At 72.1% G+C, this 15086-nt stretch carries 16 protein-coding genes; 7 read left to right on the top strand and 9 right to left on the bottom strand.

The window, feature by feature from the left end; translation table 11 throughout:
• Nucleotides 1-24: 24 nt before the first annotated feature.
• Nucleotides 25-672, top strand: a complete 648-nt coding sequence (locus KF708C_RS01870; protein ID WP_059410567.1) for a hypothetical protein — start codon at nt 25-27, stop codon at nt 670-672.
• Nucleotides 673-728: 56 nt separating this feature from the next.
• On the opposite strand, the gene KF708C_RS01865 is transcribed toward KF708C_RS01870, so the two are convergent.
• The 7 genes from KF708C_RS01865 to KF708C_RS01835 form a co-directional block, all read right to left on the bottom strand.
• Complete coding sequence (locus tag KF708C_RS01865) at nt 729-1316, bottom strand: thioredoxin fold domain-containing protein (RefSeq protein ID WP_059410566.1); 588 nt, start codon at nt 1314-1316, stop codon at nt 729-731.
• Between the two features lie 379 nt (nt 1317-1695).
• On the bottom strand, nt 1696-2529 hold the full coding sequence (locus tag KF708C_RS01860) for a MetQ/NlpA family ABC transporter substrate-binding protein (protein ID WP_059410565.1): 834 nt from the start codon (nt 2527-2529) through the stop codon (nt 1696-1698).
• A 52-nt stretch (nt 2530-2581) separates the two neighbouring features.
• Nucleotides 2582-4036: an efflux transporter outer membrane subunit gene (locus tag KF708C_RS01855; protein WP_059410564.1), complete on the bottom strand. Its 1455-nt coding sequence runs from the start codon at nt 4034-4036 to the stop codon at nt 2582-2584.
• Nucleotides 4033-4974: an efflux RND transporter periplasmic adaptor subunit gene (locus KF708C_RS01850; protein ID WP_059410563.1), complete on the bottom strand. Its 942-nt coding sequence runs from the start codon at nt 4972-4974 to the stop codon at nt 4033-4035. The genes KF708C_RS01855 and KF708C_RS01850 overlap by 4 nt, the downstream gene beginning before the upstream one ends.
• On the bottom strand, nt 4971-5180 hold the full coding sequence (locus tag KF708C_RS01845; protein ID WP_020205178.1) for a DUF1656 domain-containing protein: 210 nt from the start codon (nt 5178-5180) through the stop codon (nt 4971-4973). The genes KF708C_RS01850 and KF708C_RS01845 overlap by 4 nt, the downstream gene beginning before the upstream one ends.
• Nucleotides 5181-5223: 43 nt before the next feature.
• On the bottom strand, nt 5224-7314 hold the full coding sequence (locus KF708C_RS01840) for an FUSC family protein (RefSeq protein ID WP_059410562.1): 2091 nt from the start codon (nt 7312-7314) through the stop codon (nt 5224-5226).
• Nucleotides 7315-7319: 5 nt separating this feature from the next.
• Nucleotides 7320-7805 carry a MarR family winged helix-turn-helix transcriptional regulator gene (locus KF708C_RS01835; RefSeq protein WP_020423897.1) on the bottom strand — a complete coding sequence of 162 codons (486 nt, stop codon included), beginning with the start codon at nt 7803-7805 and terminating at the stop codon, nt 7320-7322.
• 263 nt (nt 7806-8068) lie between these two features.
• Here KF708C_RS01835 and KF708C_RS01830 point away from each other — a divergent pair, with 263 nt between their 5' ends.
• Nucleotides 8069-8986, top strand: coding sequence for a LysR family transcriptional regulator (locus tag KF708C_RS01830; RefSeq protein WP_029044070.1), 918 nt, complete (start codon nt 8069-8071; stop codon nt 8984-8986).
• Here KF708C_RS01830 and madM read toward each other — a convergent pair.
• Nucleotides 8983-9756, bottom strand: coding sequence for a malonate transporter subunit MadM (gene madM, locus KF708C_RS01825; RefSeq protein WP_020205182.1), 774 nt, complete (start codon nt 9754-9756; stop codon nt 8983-8985). The genes KF708C_RS01830 and madM overlap by 4 nt on opposite strands.
• Nucleotides 9757-9768: 12 nt before the next feature.
• Nucleotides 9769-10173, bottom strand: coding sequence for a malonate transporter subunit MadL (gene madL, locus KF708C_RS01820; protein ID WP_059410610.1), 405 nt, complete (start codon nt 10171-10173; stop codon nt 9769-9771).
• A gap of 279 nt (nt 10174-10452) precedes the next feature.
• Between madL and mdcA the strand changes: the two genes are divergently transcribed.
• From mdcA to mdcE, 5 genes are read left to right on the top strand one after another with little or no spacing between them, the layout of a single operon-like run.
• Entirely contained in the window at nt 10453-12111 is a 1659-nt protein-coding gene (gene mdcA, locus KF708C_RS01815; RefSeq protein ID WP_020205184.1) for a malonate decarboxylase subunit alpha, read from the top strand.
• Nucleotides 12111-13040 carry a triphosphoribosyl-dephospho-CoA synthase gene (locus tag KF708C_RS01810; RefSeq protein ID WP_059410561.1) on the top strand — a complete coding sequence of 310 codons (930 nt, stop codon included), beginning with the start codon at nt 12111-12113 and terminating at the stop codon, nt 13038-13040. Before mdcA ends, KF708C_RS01810 begins: the two co-directional genes overlap by 1 nt.
• Nucleotides 13041-13367, top strand: coding sequence for a malonate decarboxylase subunit delta (locus KF708C_RS01805; protein ID WP_020205186.1), 327 nt, complete (start codon nt 13041-13043; stop codon nt 13365-13367). It begins immediately after the preceding gene.
• On the top strand, nt 13364-14215 hold the full coding sequence (locus KF708C_RS01800; RefSeq protein ID WP_059410560.1) for a biotin-independent malonate decarboxylase subunit beta: 852 nt from the start codon (nt 13364-13366) through the stop codon (nt 14213-14215). The genes KF708C_RS01805 and KF708C_RS01800 overlap by 4 nt, the downstream gene beginning before the upstream one ends.
• Complete coding sequence (gene mdcE / locus KF708C_RS01795; RefSeq protein WP_059410559.1) at nt 14212-15075, top strand: biotin-independent malonate decarboxylase subunit gamma; 864 nt, start codon at nt 14212-14214, stop codon at nt 15073-15075. Before KF708C_RS01800 ends, mdcE begins: the two co-directional genes overlap by 4 nt.
• The last annotated feature ends 11 nt before the right edge of the window (nt 15076-15086 follow it).

Below are 15086 nucleotides of genomic sequence, written 5' to 3'. Positions count from 1 at the left end.
GGGACGGGATGTCTCGTCCTCGCGATGTACCAACTCTTCGTATCGAAAGGATGCCCGGCCTGCGCCACGCTCGCGCTGTTCATGCAGGACGCCGGCATCGCGCACACCGTCCATGAACTGGCCTCGCCGCGCCACGCGGCCGAAGTGCTGCCGCTGCTCTCCGACGCCGACCCGCGCTGCCCCGCGCTCGCCATCGACGACGAAGGCGCCACCGGGCTGGCCGATTGCCTGCGCCTGCTCGCCGCGCGCCATCCGACGCTGGGCAGCTTCGAGCGCGCGCGGTTGTCGGACGCGCAGCGCGACCTCGTGGACGGCGTGCTCAGCGGCCGCATGCTGATGGCGCGCACCCGCCAGTCGTTCTCGGCGGCGCTGCTGGCGCTGGCCGACGCCATGCGCGACTGGAGCGCGGGCGTGTCGCAGTCGCGCCATCACCTCGGCCTGGCCGTGCCCTACTTCGACCTCGGCATGGCCGGCCGGCTCGCCTCGGGCACGATCCGGGTGTGGGAAGCGGCGGGCCTGCAGGACGCCGCGCGGCAAGCCGCGAGCCGCTTCCCGCGCGGCTTCGAGAACGACTACCTGGACCGGCTGCGGCGCACGCGCAGCTGGGTCTACTGGAGCGGCGCGGCCGGGCTGGCCGGCACGGCGCCGGCAAGGCGGCTGGCGGCCAGATAAGCCTTATACAAACCCCGCGCGGCGGATTGCCGCATGTGGCAATCCGCCGCGCCGCCTCAGACGCCGAGGCGGGCCTTCAGGGCATCGGTGGACAGCGCGCCCTCGAAGGTCTGCGCCTGCCCGCCCTCGCCCGCGAACACGACGAACGGCACGCTGGTGATGCCCAGCCGCAGGAAGTATTCGGTATTGGCCTTGACCTGCGCCAGCGCCTGCTCGGACAGCACCATGCCGGCGGTGTCGAGCCCGCGCTGCGCGGTCGCCAGCGTGGCCTCGTGGCTGTTCATGGTCTTCACCGCGTCCTTGCTGTCGAGCAGCGCGGCGCCCTGCTGCGCGGAACGCTCCGGCGTCAGCAGCGCCACCGGGATCCAGGTGAAATGCACCGAGGACATCAGCGGCGTGGCGGCCTTCCACAGCTCGCCGCAATGCGGGCACTGCGGGTCGAAGAAAACGTAGACCTTCTTCGCGCTGAGCAGGTTGCCGGCGCTGAATCCCTTGGTCGCGGCGGCGATGGCGTCCACCGAGATCGCGGTCGCCGGCTGCGCGGCGGCCGATGCCGGGGCCGTGCCCTGCGCGTCGGGCGCGGACTTGCCGCAGGCGCCGAGGGCGAGGACGAGAAGGGCTGGGAGGAGGAGTTTTGCGTACATGGCGTCCGATGGTGGAGGAGCGGTTCCGGCGCGGGCCGAGGTGGCTCGTGCGCATCGGTTCCCAGTGTACGTGCGGGGGAGTGCTCCGTATTTAGGACTTGTCCTAAATTGGCGGGGGTGCTGGATGGGGCTGGTGTGTTGGGTAACACCGTTGGCTTCGCTTGATGTGGCTCCTAGCCGAACCGCCCCTCTCCCCGCCCCTCTCCCCGTGAGGGGAGAGGGAGGACACCTTGCTTGGGCTGGCTCGCGCGGCGTGGGCCCGTTCGCGGGCTTCGTCAATCGCTTCAGGTTTGCTCCCCTCTCCCGCGTGCGGGAGAGGGGTCGGGGGAGAGGGCAGGCGCCCGCGAATGCGCCGCGCCCGCCCGTCAAACCCGACAGCTCAGAACGACGGCACCATCGCGCCCTTGAACTCGCTCTTCATGAACTGGCGCACTTCCTCCGACTGGTACGCCGCCACCAGCTTCTTCACCCACGGCTTGTCCTTGTCCTGCGTGCGCACCACGATGATGTTGGCGTACGGGCTGTGGATGTCTTCCAGCGCGATGGCGTTGCGCAGCGGCTGCAGGCCGGCCGCCAGCGCGTAGTTGGTGTTGATCACGGCAGCGGCCACGTCGGGCAGCGCGCGCGCGAGCTGCGCCGCGTCGAGCTCGACGAGCTTCAGCTTCTTCGGGTTGTCGCTCACGTCTAGCGGCGTGGCGTTGACGCCGTTGCTGCCCACGCCGGGCTTGAGCTTGATCACGCCCTGCGCGGCCAGCAGCAGCAGCGCGCGGTTCTCGTTGGACGGGTCGTTGGGCACCGCCACCTTGGCGCCCGGCGGCAGGTCCTTGGGCGACTTGAGCTTCTGCGAGTAGATGCCCAGCGGCGAGATGTAGGTGTAGCCCACGCTCGTCATCTTGTAGCCGCGCTGCTTGATCTGGCTGTCGAGGTACGGCTGGTGCTGGAAGCTGTTGGCGTCGAGGTCGCCGGCGTCGAGCGCGGCGTTGGGCTGCACGTAGTCGTTGAACTCCACGACCTTGACGTCGAGGCCGTTGCGCCTGGCCACTTTCTGGACCACCTGCCAGACCTGCGCGTCGGGGCCGCTGACGGTGCCCACGCGCACGGCCTGCTCCTGCGCCAGCGCGGCGCCCGAGACGGCGATGCCGAGCGCGGCCACGGCCGCGGCCAGCGTCTTGCCGAGGGAAAAACGGGAATAGGGGAAAGGAGTGATTGCCATGTTGTGCTTCGAATAATGAGAGACCGGCCGGCCGGACCGAAGGCAGGCCGGCTCAGCGCTCGCCCATTGTATGCGCTTCGACCTTTGGCGCGCCCTGCCAGCCGCCGCCGAGCGCGAGGAACAGGCTGATCTGGTCGAGCGCGACCTGGCTTTGCGCCGCGGCGAGCTGGGCCTCGGTGCTGGCCAGCGTGCGGTCCGCGTCGAGGCTGGACAGGTACGGCGAGCGGCCGGCCTGGTAGAGCTGGCGGTTCTGGCGCGCGGCCTCGCTGGCCTTGTCGCGCGCGTCGCGCAGCGCGCCGGCGCGCTCCAGCTCGCGCGTGTAGCTGCTCAGCGCGGTCTGGGTCTCGCGCAGCGCCTTGAGCACCACGCCGTCGAAATGCGCCAGCGCGGCCTCGGCGCCGGCCTCGGTGCCGTGGATGCGCGCGCGCGTGCCGTTGGTCGGCAGGTTCCAGGTGATGAGCGGGCCCACGGTCCAGTGCGCGGTCTGGCCCTGGCCGAGGTGGTCGAGAATGCCGCTCAGGCCGGTGGAGGCGCCGATGCGGATGGACGGGTACAGGTCCGCCGTGGCCACGCCGATCTTCGCCGTGGCGGCGGCCAGCTCGCGCTCGGCCTGGCGCACGTCGGGCCGGCGCTTGAGCAGCGCGGCGCCGTCGCCCACCGGCAGCGGCTGGGTCAGGCGCGGCTCCTCATGGCAGGCGTATTCGGCGCGCGACTCCGCGGTGGGCGGCTTGCCCAGCATCACCGCGAGACGATAGGCCGCGCCGTCCTGCTCGGCCTTGAAGCGCGGCAGGTTGGCGCGCAGCGCGTCGGACTGGGCCTCGGCGCGCAGCAGGTCGACCGGCTGGCCGCGGCCGGCCTCGACCATCTTGCGGGCGATCTCCACGCCGCGGTTCTGCAGCACGAGCTGGTGCTCGGCCACTTCAAGCTCGTGCGTGGCGGCGCAGCCCTGCACGTAGGCGCGCACGGTCTCGACCGCCACCACCACGCGGGCCTGGTCGAGCGCGGCGGCGCTGGCCTGCGCGCCGGCCAGCGCGGCTTCGTCCGCGCGCGCCAGCTTGCCGAAGAAGTCGATCAGGTAGGAGACGTTGAGCCCCACGTCGCCGAAGTTGAACACCGGGATCTTCTCTTCGTGCAGCAGCGGCTCGCCGGCGATCTGCCCGCGCGCCACGCTGGCGCCGAAGGCGCCCTGCGGCAGGTTCTCCGACTCCACCTCGTGATAGACCGCGATGGCGCGCTTGAGGTTGGCCGAGGCCACGCGCAGGTCGGTGTTGGCGGCCAGCGCCTGCTGCACGAGCTGGTCGAGCTTCGGGTCGTCGTACAGGCGCCACCAGCCGTCCGGCACCTCGCCGACGGAGACGGCCGCGTTGTCGGCGCCGAGCAGCGCGCCGTTGGCGGCCGGCGCATGGATGGCGGCATCGTCCGGCACGCGGTAGTCGGGGCCCACCGTGGTGCACGCGAACAGCAGCGGCACCAGCGCCGGCAGCAGGGCCAGGCGCAGCGCGTTCATCGCGCCGCTCCCTGGCTGGCCGCGGCCGGGGCCGAGGCGGCCTTGCCGCTCTCTTGCGCCGGACCCTGCGCGCGCGCCTCGCGCACCGACACGGTGGCGGTGCGGCCCGCCACCAGGCGCAGGTCGGGCGGCGGCTCGTCCAGCACGATGCGCACCGGGATGCGCTGCGCCAGCCGCACCCAGTTGAAGGTCGGGTTGACGTTGGGCAGCAGGTTCGAGCCGTTGGTGCGGTCGCGGTCCTCGATGCCGGCGGCGATGCTCTGCACGTGGCCGTGCAGCACGCGCGACTCGCCCATGATGCGGATGTCCACCGGGTTGCCGATGTGGATGCCGTGCAGCTTGGTTTCCTCGAAATAGCCTTCCACGTGGAACGAGTTGGCGTCCACCATCGACAGCACCGGGCGGCCGGTGGTGACGTAGTCGCCCAGGCGCGGCAGGCGGTCGTTGACGTAGCCGTCCACCGGGCTGAGCACGCTGGTGCGCGTCAGGTTCAGGCGCGCCAGGTCGACCGCGGCCTGTGCCTGCTGCACGGCGGCCTCGCCCTGCTGGACCTTGGCCAGGCCTTCTTCCACCACTTCCTTGGAGACCACTTCCGAGAGCGTCTGGCTGCGGCGCGACTCGCGCCGCGCCTGCGCCAGCGTGGCGCTCTGCGCGGCCAGCGTGGCCTGCGCCTGCTGCAGCGCCAGCGCGAAGCGGTCGCGGTCGATCTCGAACAGCGGCTGGCCGCGCCGCACGAGCTGGTTGTCCTTGACCAGCACCTTGGTCACGAGGCCCGACACGTCCGGCGCGATCTGCACCACGTCGGCGCGCACGTGGCCGTCGCGCGTCCACGGCGCGATGGTGTAGTAGTCCCACAGGTGCTTGACGACGACCACCGCGACCGCGGTGACGACGAGGGTAAGGACCACAGGTCCGAGCGTGCGAAGATTCAGTTTCATGACTGCAGCCGATGCGCGAGGTAGACGACGCCACCCAGCACGATCACGTAAAACGCCAGATTGAACAGCGACCGGTGCCAGACCAGCCGGTAAAAGCCCGTGCGCGCCAGCACGGCGCGCGCGCAGGCGGTAATCAGGAAAGCCACCAGCATCCATGCCAGCAGGCTCGGGACAAACACGCCGTAGACGTCGATCTCGCCGCTCATTGCGCGCCTCCGCGTGGGTAACGGTTATTCATTGCCATGACCATCATCGGCTCCCGGCCGGACCGGACGGCGGCGGCAGCGGTGCCGGCGGCGCCGCGGCGAACAGCGCCACGTGCATCTCCACCAGCGCCGCGAACGCCTCGCGCGAGGCGTGGTCGGCGCGCGTGGCGACGGCGCGGATGGCCTTGCCCATGCGCTCGCGCAGCACCTGCGGCGGCGCCTCGGCGCGCGCGTCGAGGCGCGCCTGGTAGTAGCTGGCCACGCCGTGCAGCACGCGCCGCACGGCATGCTGGTGGTCCGGCGCCAGGTCCGGCATCTCGCGCTGCAATGCCAACGTGCTCAGCTCCACGCGCACTTCGGAGAAGCCGTCGGTGGACAGCTCGCTCTCGCTGGCGGCCAGCCGCGGCACCAGTTGCGCCAGGCGGTCCAGCATGCGCGCGCGCAGGTGGGCGTGCTCGCCGGGCTCGCGCCCGGTGGCGTTGCGGGCGATGTCGTCCCAGCTCGCGCGCACCAGCCGGCGCGCCGCCACCCGGGTGCCGAACGGGCGGAACACCAGGGTCCAGATCAGCGCGAACAGGATGCCCGCGATACCGGCCACGTTGCCGTTGAAGAAGGCCTGGAAGTCCGCGCTGTAGGCGCCCTGGATGCCGATGTCGTTGGCCGTGATGACCGCCAGCGGTAGGCCGATCAGGGCCAGCCGCGGCTGCGCCATCAGCACGCCGATCGCCAGGTAGGGCGCGGAGAACATCAGCACCAGCATCTCGAAGTCGTGCGCGTTGGGCAGCACCAGGAACAGGTAGATGGTGGCGATCACCAGGCACACCACGTTCCAGGTGAAGAACGAATGGATCATCGGCGCGGGCTCGTCCAGCGCCGCGAAGAAGCAGCAGGCGACCGCGCCCAGCGCCACCGCGCCAGCGCCGTCGGCCCAGCCGGACCAGATCCAGATCATGCCCATGCTGAAGATGGCCAGCGCCACCGTCACCGTGGAAAACAGCAGCATGCCGTGGTCGTAATGGCGCGCGGCGCCGACTTCCCAGCGCCGGAACGCCGGCGTCCACTCCGCTTCCGGCGCGGCCGCGCCGACGCGGCGCTGCAATGCCACGCAGTCCTGCCACAGCTCCATCAGCTCGCGCAGGCGGCCCTCGGCGGTGGCGGCCAGCGCGTCGTGCCAGTCCGGGCCGCGCGCGCCTTCGGCGCCCTCGGCACCATCGTCGGCCTCCGTGGCATCGAGCCGGGCCTGCGCGTCCGCCATCGGCGACGCCTGCGGCAGCTCCAGCTCGGGCAGCGGCGCCTGCGCGCCGCCGGCGATCCACTTCTGCACCCGCGCCATGTTGCGCGACAGCCGCCCGGGCATGCCGGCCGGGTTCTGGTGCAGGGCTTCCACCACCGCCGCCAGCGACGACAGCACCGGCAGCAGCATGGTCATGCGCCCGCGCAGCTCCTGCGCCTGCCGCACGCGCGCGGCGGTCTCGGTGTCGTAGGAAAGCTGGCTGATGAGCTGGTCCAGCGCCAGGATGTCGGCCGCCAGCCGGTGCCGGCTGTGATGGCGCGAGACCTTGGCGGCGGCGTCCGCGCACAGCATGTCGGTGGCCCACAGCGCGGCGTCGCCGAGCCACTGGGCCGAGCGCTGGCGCAGCACCGTGGCCACGTCGGCCGGGAACAGCAGCGAGCCGACCACGCTGGCGCACAGGATGCCGATGCAGATTTCCTCGGCGCGCGCCACGGCGATGTCGAAGATGCCACCGGGGTCGTTGACCGAAGGCAGCGCCACCAGCGGCAGCGTGTAGGCCGCCAGCATGAAGACGTAGCTGCGCGGCGTGCGGTGCAGCAGCGCCACGTACAGCAGCACGCCGGTCCACACCGCCACCGCCGCCATCAGCAGCGCCGGCGCGTTGACCAGCGTGGGCACCATGACCACGGCGGCGGCCGCGCCCAGCAGCGTGCCGAGCACGCGGTACAGCGCCTTGGAGCGCGTCGCGCCGGTCAGCGGGTGCGCCACGATATAGACGGAAGCCATCGCCCAGTACGGGCGCGGCAGGCCAAGATAGAGCGCGATGAACAGCGCCAGCATGGCGGCCACGAAGGCTTTGAAGGAAAAGAGCCAGTCTCTTCCGGAAGGCCAGGTCATCATTGCCGTCAGGATTCCGTGAGGCCGGAGATGGTGATGTTGCCGGCATTGCCGCCCGCGGCGGCGGCCGCGCGCGAGAGCGCGTCGAGCACGCGCAGCGCGCCTTCGAAATCCTGCTCCGTCAGGCCCGCGAAGACATCCGCGCGCAACTGCTTGAGCTCGGCCTCGATCTTGGTGGCGAGTTCCTCGCCGGCGTCGGTCAGCCACAGCGCGTTGGCGCGGCGGTCATTGGCGTCGACCTCGCGGCGCACCAGGCCCGCGGCGGAAAGCTGGTCGACCAGCCGCACCAGCGACGCGCCTTCCAGCCCCACGTAGTCGGCCAGCGTGACCTGCCGCACACCGCCGCCGAGGCGGCGGATGAACAGCAGCGGCCCGGCCGCGGCGGCGGAGATGCCGTAGGCGGTCACCGCGCCCTGCGAGATGTGACGCCATTGGCGGCCGGCCAGCATGAGCTGGCCGGTGAAGGCGAAACGGAGGGCGTCGAGCGGGGGCATGGAGGGAATGATAGCAACCATATAGTTAGGTTGCAAACTATTATCCTGCTAACCATTCCGGCGGAAGGGGTTTTGTCGGGGGGCAGGCATCCGCGCCCGCGCCGCCCTTCCGCCCACGCCGCCACGCCACCGCACATCACCGCCACGCCACCGCCACACCCGCGCCGCGTTCCCCGCGCACCGCGGCGCCGGACCCGCCGCGGTGCGCGAATCTGGTTATCATGGCCCGCATCGCCACCGCCCGCCGCCCTGTCCGCATCCCCATGCGCAACCGCATCAACGAAGAGATCACCTTCCGCAAGCTCGAAGTCCTGCTCGCGTACATGGAAGCCGGCAACCTCGCCAAGGCCGCCGAGGCGCTGGACGTGAGCGCGGTCAGCGTGCACCGCGCGCTGCACTCGCTCGAGGAAGGCATGCGCTGCGCGCTGTTCCGCCACGAGGGGCGCAGCCTGATTCCCACCGAGGCCGCGCACGTGCTGGCCGAGATCGCCGGCGAAGTGATCAAGACCATGTCCGACGGCATCCGCGCCACGCGCGAGGCGGCCGGCTATTCGGCCGACCACCTCAAGATCGGCTCGCTGTATTCGCTGACCATCCGCACCGTGCCGGAAGTGGTGATGGGCATCAAGCTGCGGCGCCCGGAACTGCAGCCCGAGCTGGTGCTCGGCTCCAACGCCGACCTGCTGTTCAAGCTCAAGCAGGGCGCCATCGACGCGGCGCTGATGGCGGTGCCCGAGCCCGACCCGGAGGTCGAGTCGATCGCGCTGTTCGAGGACGAGATCCACTTCGCCGCGCCGGCCGAGTCGGCCTACGCGCGCCAGGCGTCGGTCGACCTGCACGCCTGCCGCGACGAAGCCTTCGTCTCGCTCAGCGAAGGCTTCGTCACCTTCCAGGGCTTCGTGGAAGCCTTCCGCATCGCCGGCTTCACGCCCAAGGTGGTGATGAAGACCGGCGACATCTTCTCGCTGATGAACCTCGTGAGCGGCGGCGTGGGCTACGCGCTGCTGCCGGGGCGCGTGCGCGACATGCTGCCGCACAAGGTGACGCTGATCCCGCTGTCGCCGCAATACCGGCTGCGCCAGCGCATCGGCCTGAGCTTCCTGCGCCGGCGCGAGCGCGATCCCAACCTGCTCGCGCTGGCCGCGGTGTGCCGGCTGGCGATGCGCGAGCGCGAAGGCTAGCCGACCACCGCCTTGGTGGCCAGGAACAGCAGCGACGGCCCCAGCAGGCAGCCCAGCCCGGTGTGGAACGTGGCGACCAGCGCGCCGTAGGGCACCAGCCGGCGGTCGGTCGCGGCCAGCCCGGCCGAGACGCCGCTGACGGTGCCGGCCAGCCCGCCGAACACCATCGCCGCGCGCGGGTTGTTCAGGCCGAGGAAGCCGGCCGCCATCGGCGTGCCGACCATCACGATGATGGCCTTGATGAGACCGGTGGCGATGCTCAGCGCGATCACGTCGGAACTGGCGCCGAGCGCCGCGCCGGTGACCGGCCCGACGATGTAGGTCACGGCGCCGGCGCCGATGGTGGTCATGCTGACCGCGTCGCTGTAGCCGAACGCGCGCGCCACCGCCGCGCCGACGATGAACGGCAGCACGGTGCCGAGCAGCAGCGAGACCGCGCCCACCAGCCCGGCCTTGCGCGCTTCCGTGACCTGCACCTCGAACGCGGTGGCGACGATGGCGAAGTCGCGCAGCATGGCGCCACCCATCAGGCCGATGCCGGAGAACAGCGAGAGGTCGGCCAGGCCCTTTTCCTTGCCGGTGACGATGCCGCCGTAGTAGGCCAGCAGCAGGCCGATGACGATGGCGATGGCCGAGCCGTGCACGCGGCCGAAGGTCAGCCAGCGCGACAGCCGCGACGACAGCCACATGATGATGCCGACCGCGGCGAAGGCCGTGACCAGGCCGTTCTGCAGCAGCACGGCCTGGAACATGTGCGGGATGGAATGCATGATGGCGGCTCCTCAGTGCGTGGAGACGGCGGCGCCGTCGGCGTCGAGCGGCGGCAGCGGCGCGTGGTCGCCGGTGCGGCTCAGCACGGCGATGCAGCCGGCCGACACCAGCACCGCGCCGAACGCGGCGAGCAGCGCGACCGGCCCGCCGCGCAGCGCGGCGACCACGTTCTGCTGCGCCGCCATCGCCACCACCACCGGGATGTACATCGCGCCCCAGAAGCCCACGCCGGCCTCGGTCTCGCGCGGCAGCAGGCCGCGCCCGTGCAGCCACAGCCGGATGCCGATGAGCAGCAGCATGGCGATGCCGACGCCGCCCACGTTGGCCTTGACGCCGATGGCCACGCCGAGCAGTTCGCCGAGGAACAGGCCGGCGAGATGGCAGACCGCCAGCAAGGCGGTTCCGTAGATGATCATGGTGCTTGTCTCCAGATGGCCTGCCGGCGTGCTTGCGCGCAGGCTGTTTTTGCGGGTGCGCGGAACGCGCCGCGCCATGCGGGCTTCCGTCACGGTCTACCTTAGGCAGGCCGCCGGGACGCATCAATCAACCCGGCGGACGGATCGTTAGCCTGGCGCTAACTGCGGCGGCGCCGACACTTACGCCCGGAGTAACGATGCCGCGGCGGGCGTCATTGCTTGCGCCGCGCCGGCCCCCTATCGTGATGACATTCCCAGCCACCACACAGGGCAGACGCGATGCCGAATCCAGCCACCGACCGACAATGGGACACCCGCCGCGCCGGCAAGCGCCAGCGCCAGGCGCGCGGCGCGGCCTTCGCCAACGGCCGCGTGGTGCCCACCGCCGACATCGTCCCGTTCCTCGAAGCCATCGCCGCGCCGGGCGACCGCGTGGTGCTAGAAGGCAACAACCAGAAGCAGGCCGATTTCCTCTCGCGCGCGCTGGCCGAGGTGGACCCGGCCAAGGTGCACGGCCTGCACATGATCATCCCGAGCGTCAGCCGGGTCGAGCACCTGGACCTGTTCGAGCGCGGCATCGCGCGCAAGCTGGACTTCGCCTACGCCGGCGCGCAGAGCCTGCGCATCTCGCAGTTCCTCGAGGACGGCCAGCTCGAGATCGGCGCCATCCACACCTATATCGAGCTGTACGCGCGGCTCTACGTCGACCTCACGCCGGACATCGTGCTGATCGCCGGCTACAAGGCCGACCGCGACGGCAACCTCTACACCGGCCCCAGCACCGAGGACACGCCCGCGCTGGTGGAAGCCGCCGCGTTCCGCGACGGCATCGTGGTGGCGCAGGTCAACGAGATCGTGGACGACCCCGCCGGCCTGCCGCGCGTGGACATTCCCGGCTCGTGGATCGACTACGTGGTGCAGGCCGACCGGCCCTTCTTCTGCGAGCCGCTGTTCACCCGCGACCCGCGCCTGATCAAGCCGGTGCACGTGCTGATGGCGATGATGGCGATCCGCGGCATCTACGAGCGCCACCAGGTGCAGTCGCTCAACCACGGCATCGGCTTCAACACCGCGGCGATCGAGCTGATCCTGCCGACCTACGGCGAGTCGCTCGGCCTCAAGGGCAAGATCTGCAAGCACTGGGCGCTCAACCCGCACCCCACGCTGATCCCCGCGATCGAGTCGGGCTGGGTGGAGAGCGTGCACAGCTTCGGCAGCGAGCTCGGCATGGAAGGCTACGTGGCCGCGCGCCCGGACATCTTCTTCACCGGCGCCGACGGCTCGCTGCGCTCGAACCGCGCGCTCTGCCAGCTCGCCGGCCAGTACGCGGTGGACCTGTTCATCGGCTCCACGCTGCAGATCGACGGCGACGGCCATTCCTCCACGGTCACGCGCGGGCGCCTGTCGGGCTTCGGCGGCGCGCCCAACATGGGCCACAACCCGGGCGGGCGGCGCCATGCCACGCCCGCGTGGCTGGACCTGATCGAGACCGGGGATCCGCTCGCGCGCGGGCGCAAGCTGGTGGTGCAGATGGTGGAGACCTTCCAGGCCGGCGGCAAGCCGACCTTCGTCGAATCGCTCGACGCGGTGCAGGTGGCCAGGGACAGCGGCATGCCGCTGGCGCCGGTGATGATCTACGGCGACGACGTCACCCACGTGCTGACCGAGGAAGGCATCGCCTACCTGTACAAGGCGCGCTCGCTCGAGGAGCGCCGCGCCATGCTGGCGGCGGTGGCCGGCGTCACGCCGGTCGGCCTGCGCCACGACCCCGCCGCCACGCGCCGCATGCGCAGCGACGGCCTGATCGCGCTGCCCGAGGATCTCGGCGTGCAGCGCAGCCAGGCCACGCGCTCGCTGCTGGCGGCGAAAAGCATGGCCGACCTGGTCGACTGGTCGGGCGGGCTGTACCAGCCGCCGGCACGCTTCAGGAGCTGGTGATGGCAAGCCCCGCCCTGCTCGCGCGGCCCGATGCGGGCCTGCCGCCCGCCGCCGCCATGCTGGCCGACCTCGCCGTGGCCGCGCTGCTCGACGAGGCCGCGCTGTCGCCCAAGCCCGGCCTGGTGGACGGCCGCGGCAGCGGCGCCCATGCCGACCTCGACCTGGACCTGATGTGCCGCTCGGCGCGCGCGCTGCATCCCGCCTTCGCGGCGATGGCCGCCGCCGGCCTACGGGCCGCGCGGCCCGGCGTGGCGCTGCGCGAGACGCTCGGCGCGCTGGGCCGCGAAGCGGAGGCCGCGATGATGCGCGCCACCGGCGGCGTCAACACGCACCGCGGCGCGATCTGGAGCCTGGGCCTGCTGGTCGGCGCCGCTGGCTGGCACCAGCAGCCGCGCGCCACCCGCTCGCCGCATTCCGCCCATGCCGTGGCGCGCACCGCCGGCGCCGTGGCGCGCCTGCCCGACCGCCACCGCCCCGCGCGCACCGGCCACAAGGGCGAGCGCGCCTGCCTCGACTACGGCGTGCGCGGCGCGCGCGGCCAGGCGCAGGCCGGCTTTCCGCACGTGCTGCGCGCCGGCCTGCCCGAGCTGCGGCGCAGCCGCGCGCGCGGCGACGCCGAGCCGAGCGCGCGCGTCAACGCGCTGCTGGCGATCATGAGCCGGCTCGACGACACCTGCGTGCTGGCCCGCGCCGGCCGCGACGGGCTGGCGCTGATGCAGTCCGGCGCGGCGCGGGTGCTGGACGCCGGCGGCATCGCCACGCTGCCCGGGCGCCGCCTGCTGCGCGCGCTGGAGGCCGGCATGCTGGCCTGCAACGCCTCGCCCGGCGGCGCCGCCGACCTGCTCGCCGCCACCTTTTTCCTCGACCGCCTGCCGCTGGCGATGGCATCGCTCGACGCCGCCCCCGCCAGCCTGCAAGGAGACAAGTAAATGGAACAGCTTCAGTTCGAATATCCCGCCGGCGCGCCGGCCGGCCGCCGCGTGCTGGTCGGCGTGGTCGGCTCCGGCGACCTCGAGGTCCTGGTCGAGCCCGGCAGCGCCGGCACCACCGTGATCGACGTCACCACCTCGGTGGACGGCTACGGCAAGGTGTGGGACGCGCAGCTCGCGCGCGTGTTCAAGGCCGGGCCGCGCGCGGCCATGCGCATCCGCATCCACGACTTCGGCGCCACGCCGGGCGTGGTCGGCATGCGCCTGGCCGAGGCGTTCGAAGCGCTGGACGCATCCGCCGACGACAACAGCAAGGAGCAGCCATGAACCATCCGTCGCTGCTCGGACGCGAGAGCTTCGTCGAGCTGGGCGCGCGCGCCCGCGCGCATGCGCTGCTCGATGCCGGGACCGTGCGCGAACTGGCCGGCCCGTTCGACGGGCTGGTGTCGCCGTGGCTGGCGCGCCAGGGCGTGGTGCCGCAGGCCGATGACGGCGTGATCGTGGCCAAGGGCCGCATCGACGGCCACAGCGCCGTGGTGCTGGCCATCGAAGGCGCGTTCCAGGGCGGCAGCCTGGGCGAGGTCGGCGGCGCCAAGATCGCCGGCGCGCTGGAGCTGGCCGCGCAGGACAACCGCCGCGGCGTGCCCACGCGCGCGGTGATCCTGTTCGAGACCGGCGGCGTGCGCCTGCAGGAGGCCAACCTCGGCCTCGCCGCCATCGCCGAGATCCACGCGGGCATCGCCGACCTGCGCCGCTACCAGGCGGTGGTCGGCGTGATCGCCGGGCAGGTCGGCTGCTTCGGCGGCATGTCGATCGCCGCCGGGCTGTGCAGCTATCTGGTGGTCACGCGCGAGGCGCGGCTCGGCCTCAACGGCCCGGCCGTGATCGAGCAGGAAGCCGGCGTGGCCGAATACGATTCGCGCGACCGCCCGTTCATCTGGAGCTTCACCGGCGGCGAGCAGCGCATCGCCACCGGGCTGGCGGACCGCTACGTGGAAGACGACAGCGCGGCCATCCGCGCCACCGTGCGCGCGCTGCTGGCGGCCGGGCCGCCGGCCACGCACCGCAGCGAGCGCTACGCGCATTACCTGGCGCGGCTGCGGTCGTACGATCCGGCGCGCCAGCCGGAGCCGCAGACCGTGCGCGACATCTACGCCGACGGAGCTTCGTCATGAATATCGCAACCGCAACCGCAATCGCAACCGCGACCGAGACCGAGACCGCAAACCCCGCCGCCAGCCGCGGCGCCGCCTGGCTGGCCGCGCTGAGCGGCAACGCCGCGCGCGTGGCCGGCTACCCGGCCAGCGTGCAGGTGGCCGATGCCGCCCTCGGCGGCCAGCCGGCGCGCTTCGTCGCGCTGGTGCCCGACCCGGCCAGCGCGTGGCCGCGCGCGCGCCACGGCGAGGCCGGCGTGATCGAAGGCTGGTCGCTGGCGCGCGCCGTGCACGAGGTGGTGCAGGCCGACCGCGACACCGCCATCAAGCGGCCCGTCGTCGCCATCGTCGACACGCCCAGCCAGGCCTATGGCCGGCGCGAGGAAGCGTTCGGGATCCACCAGTCGCTGGCCGGCGCCGCCGGCGCCTACGCGCAAGCGCGGCTGCGCGGGCACCCGGTCATCGCGCTGCTGGTCGGGCCCGCCATGTCGGGCGCCTTCCTCGCGCACGGCTACCAGGCCAACCGCCTGCTCGCGCTCGACGACGCCGGCGTGGAAGTCCACGCGATGGGCAAGCAGGCCGCCGCGCGCATCACCATGCGCAGCGTGGAAGACCTGGAAACGTTCGCCGCCAGCGTGCCGCCGATGGCCTACGACATCGGCAGCTACGCCACGCTGGGCCTGCTGTGGCGGCGCATCCGCGTGGGCCACGCGGCCGCGCCCGATGCGGCCGACCTCGATACCGTGCAGGGCGCGCTGCTGGCCGCGCTCGCCGACATCCTGGCCGACCCGCAGCGCGACCTGCGCAGCCGCCTGGGCGGACCCAACCGCCAGGCGTCGGGCCGCGTGCGCGAAGTGCTGGCGCGGCAGTGGGATGACTGACGCGCGCCGCG

The organism is Cupriavidus basilensis, from assembly GCF_000876015.1.
Classification (GTDB): domain Bacteria; phylum Pseudomonadota; class Gammaproteobacteria; order Burkholderiales; family Burkholderiaceae; genus Cupriavidus; species Cupriavidus basilensis_B.
Note: the sequence above shows the minus strand (reverse complement) of the source record. Positions and strands in the feature narration are given on the sequence as shown.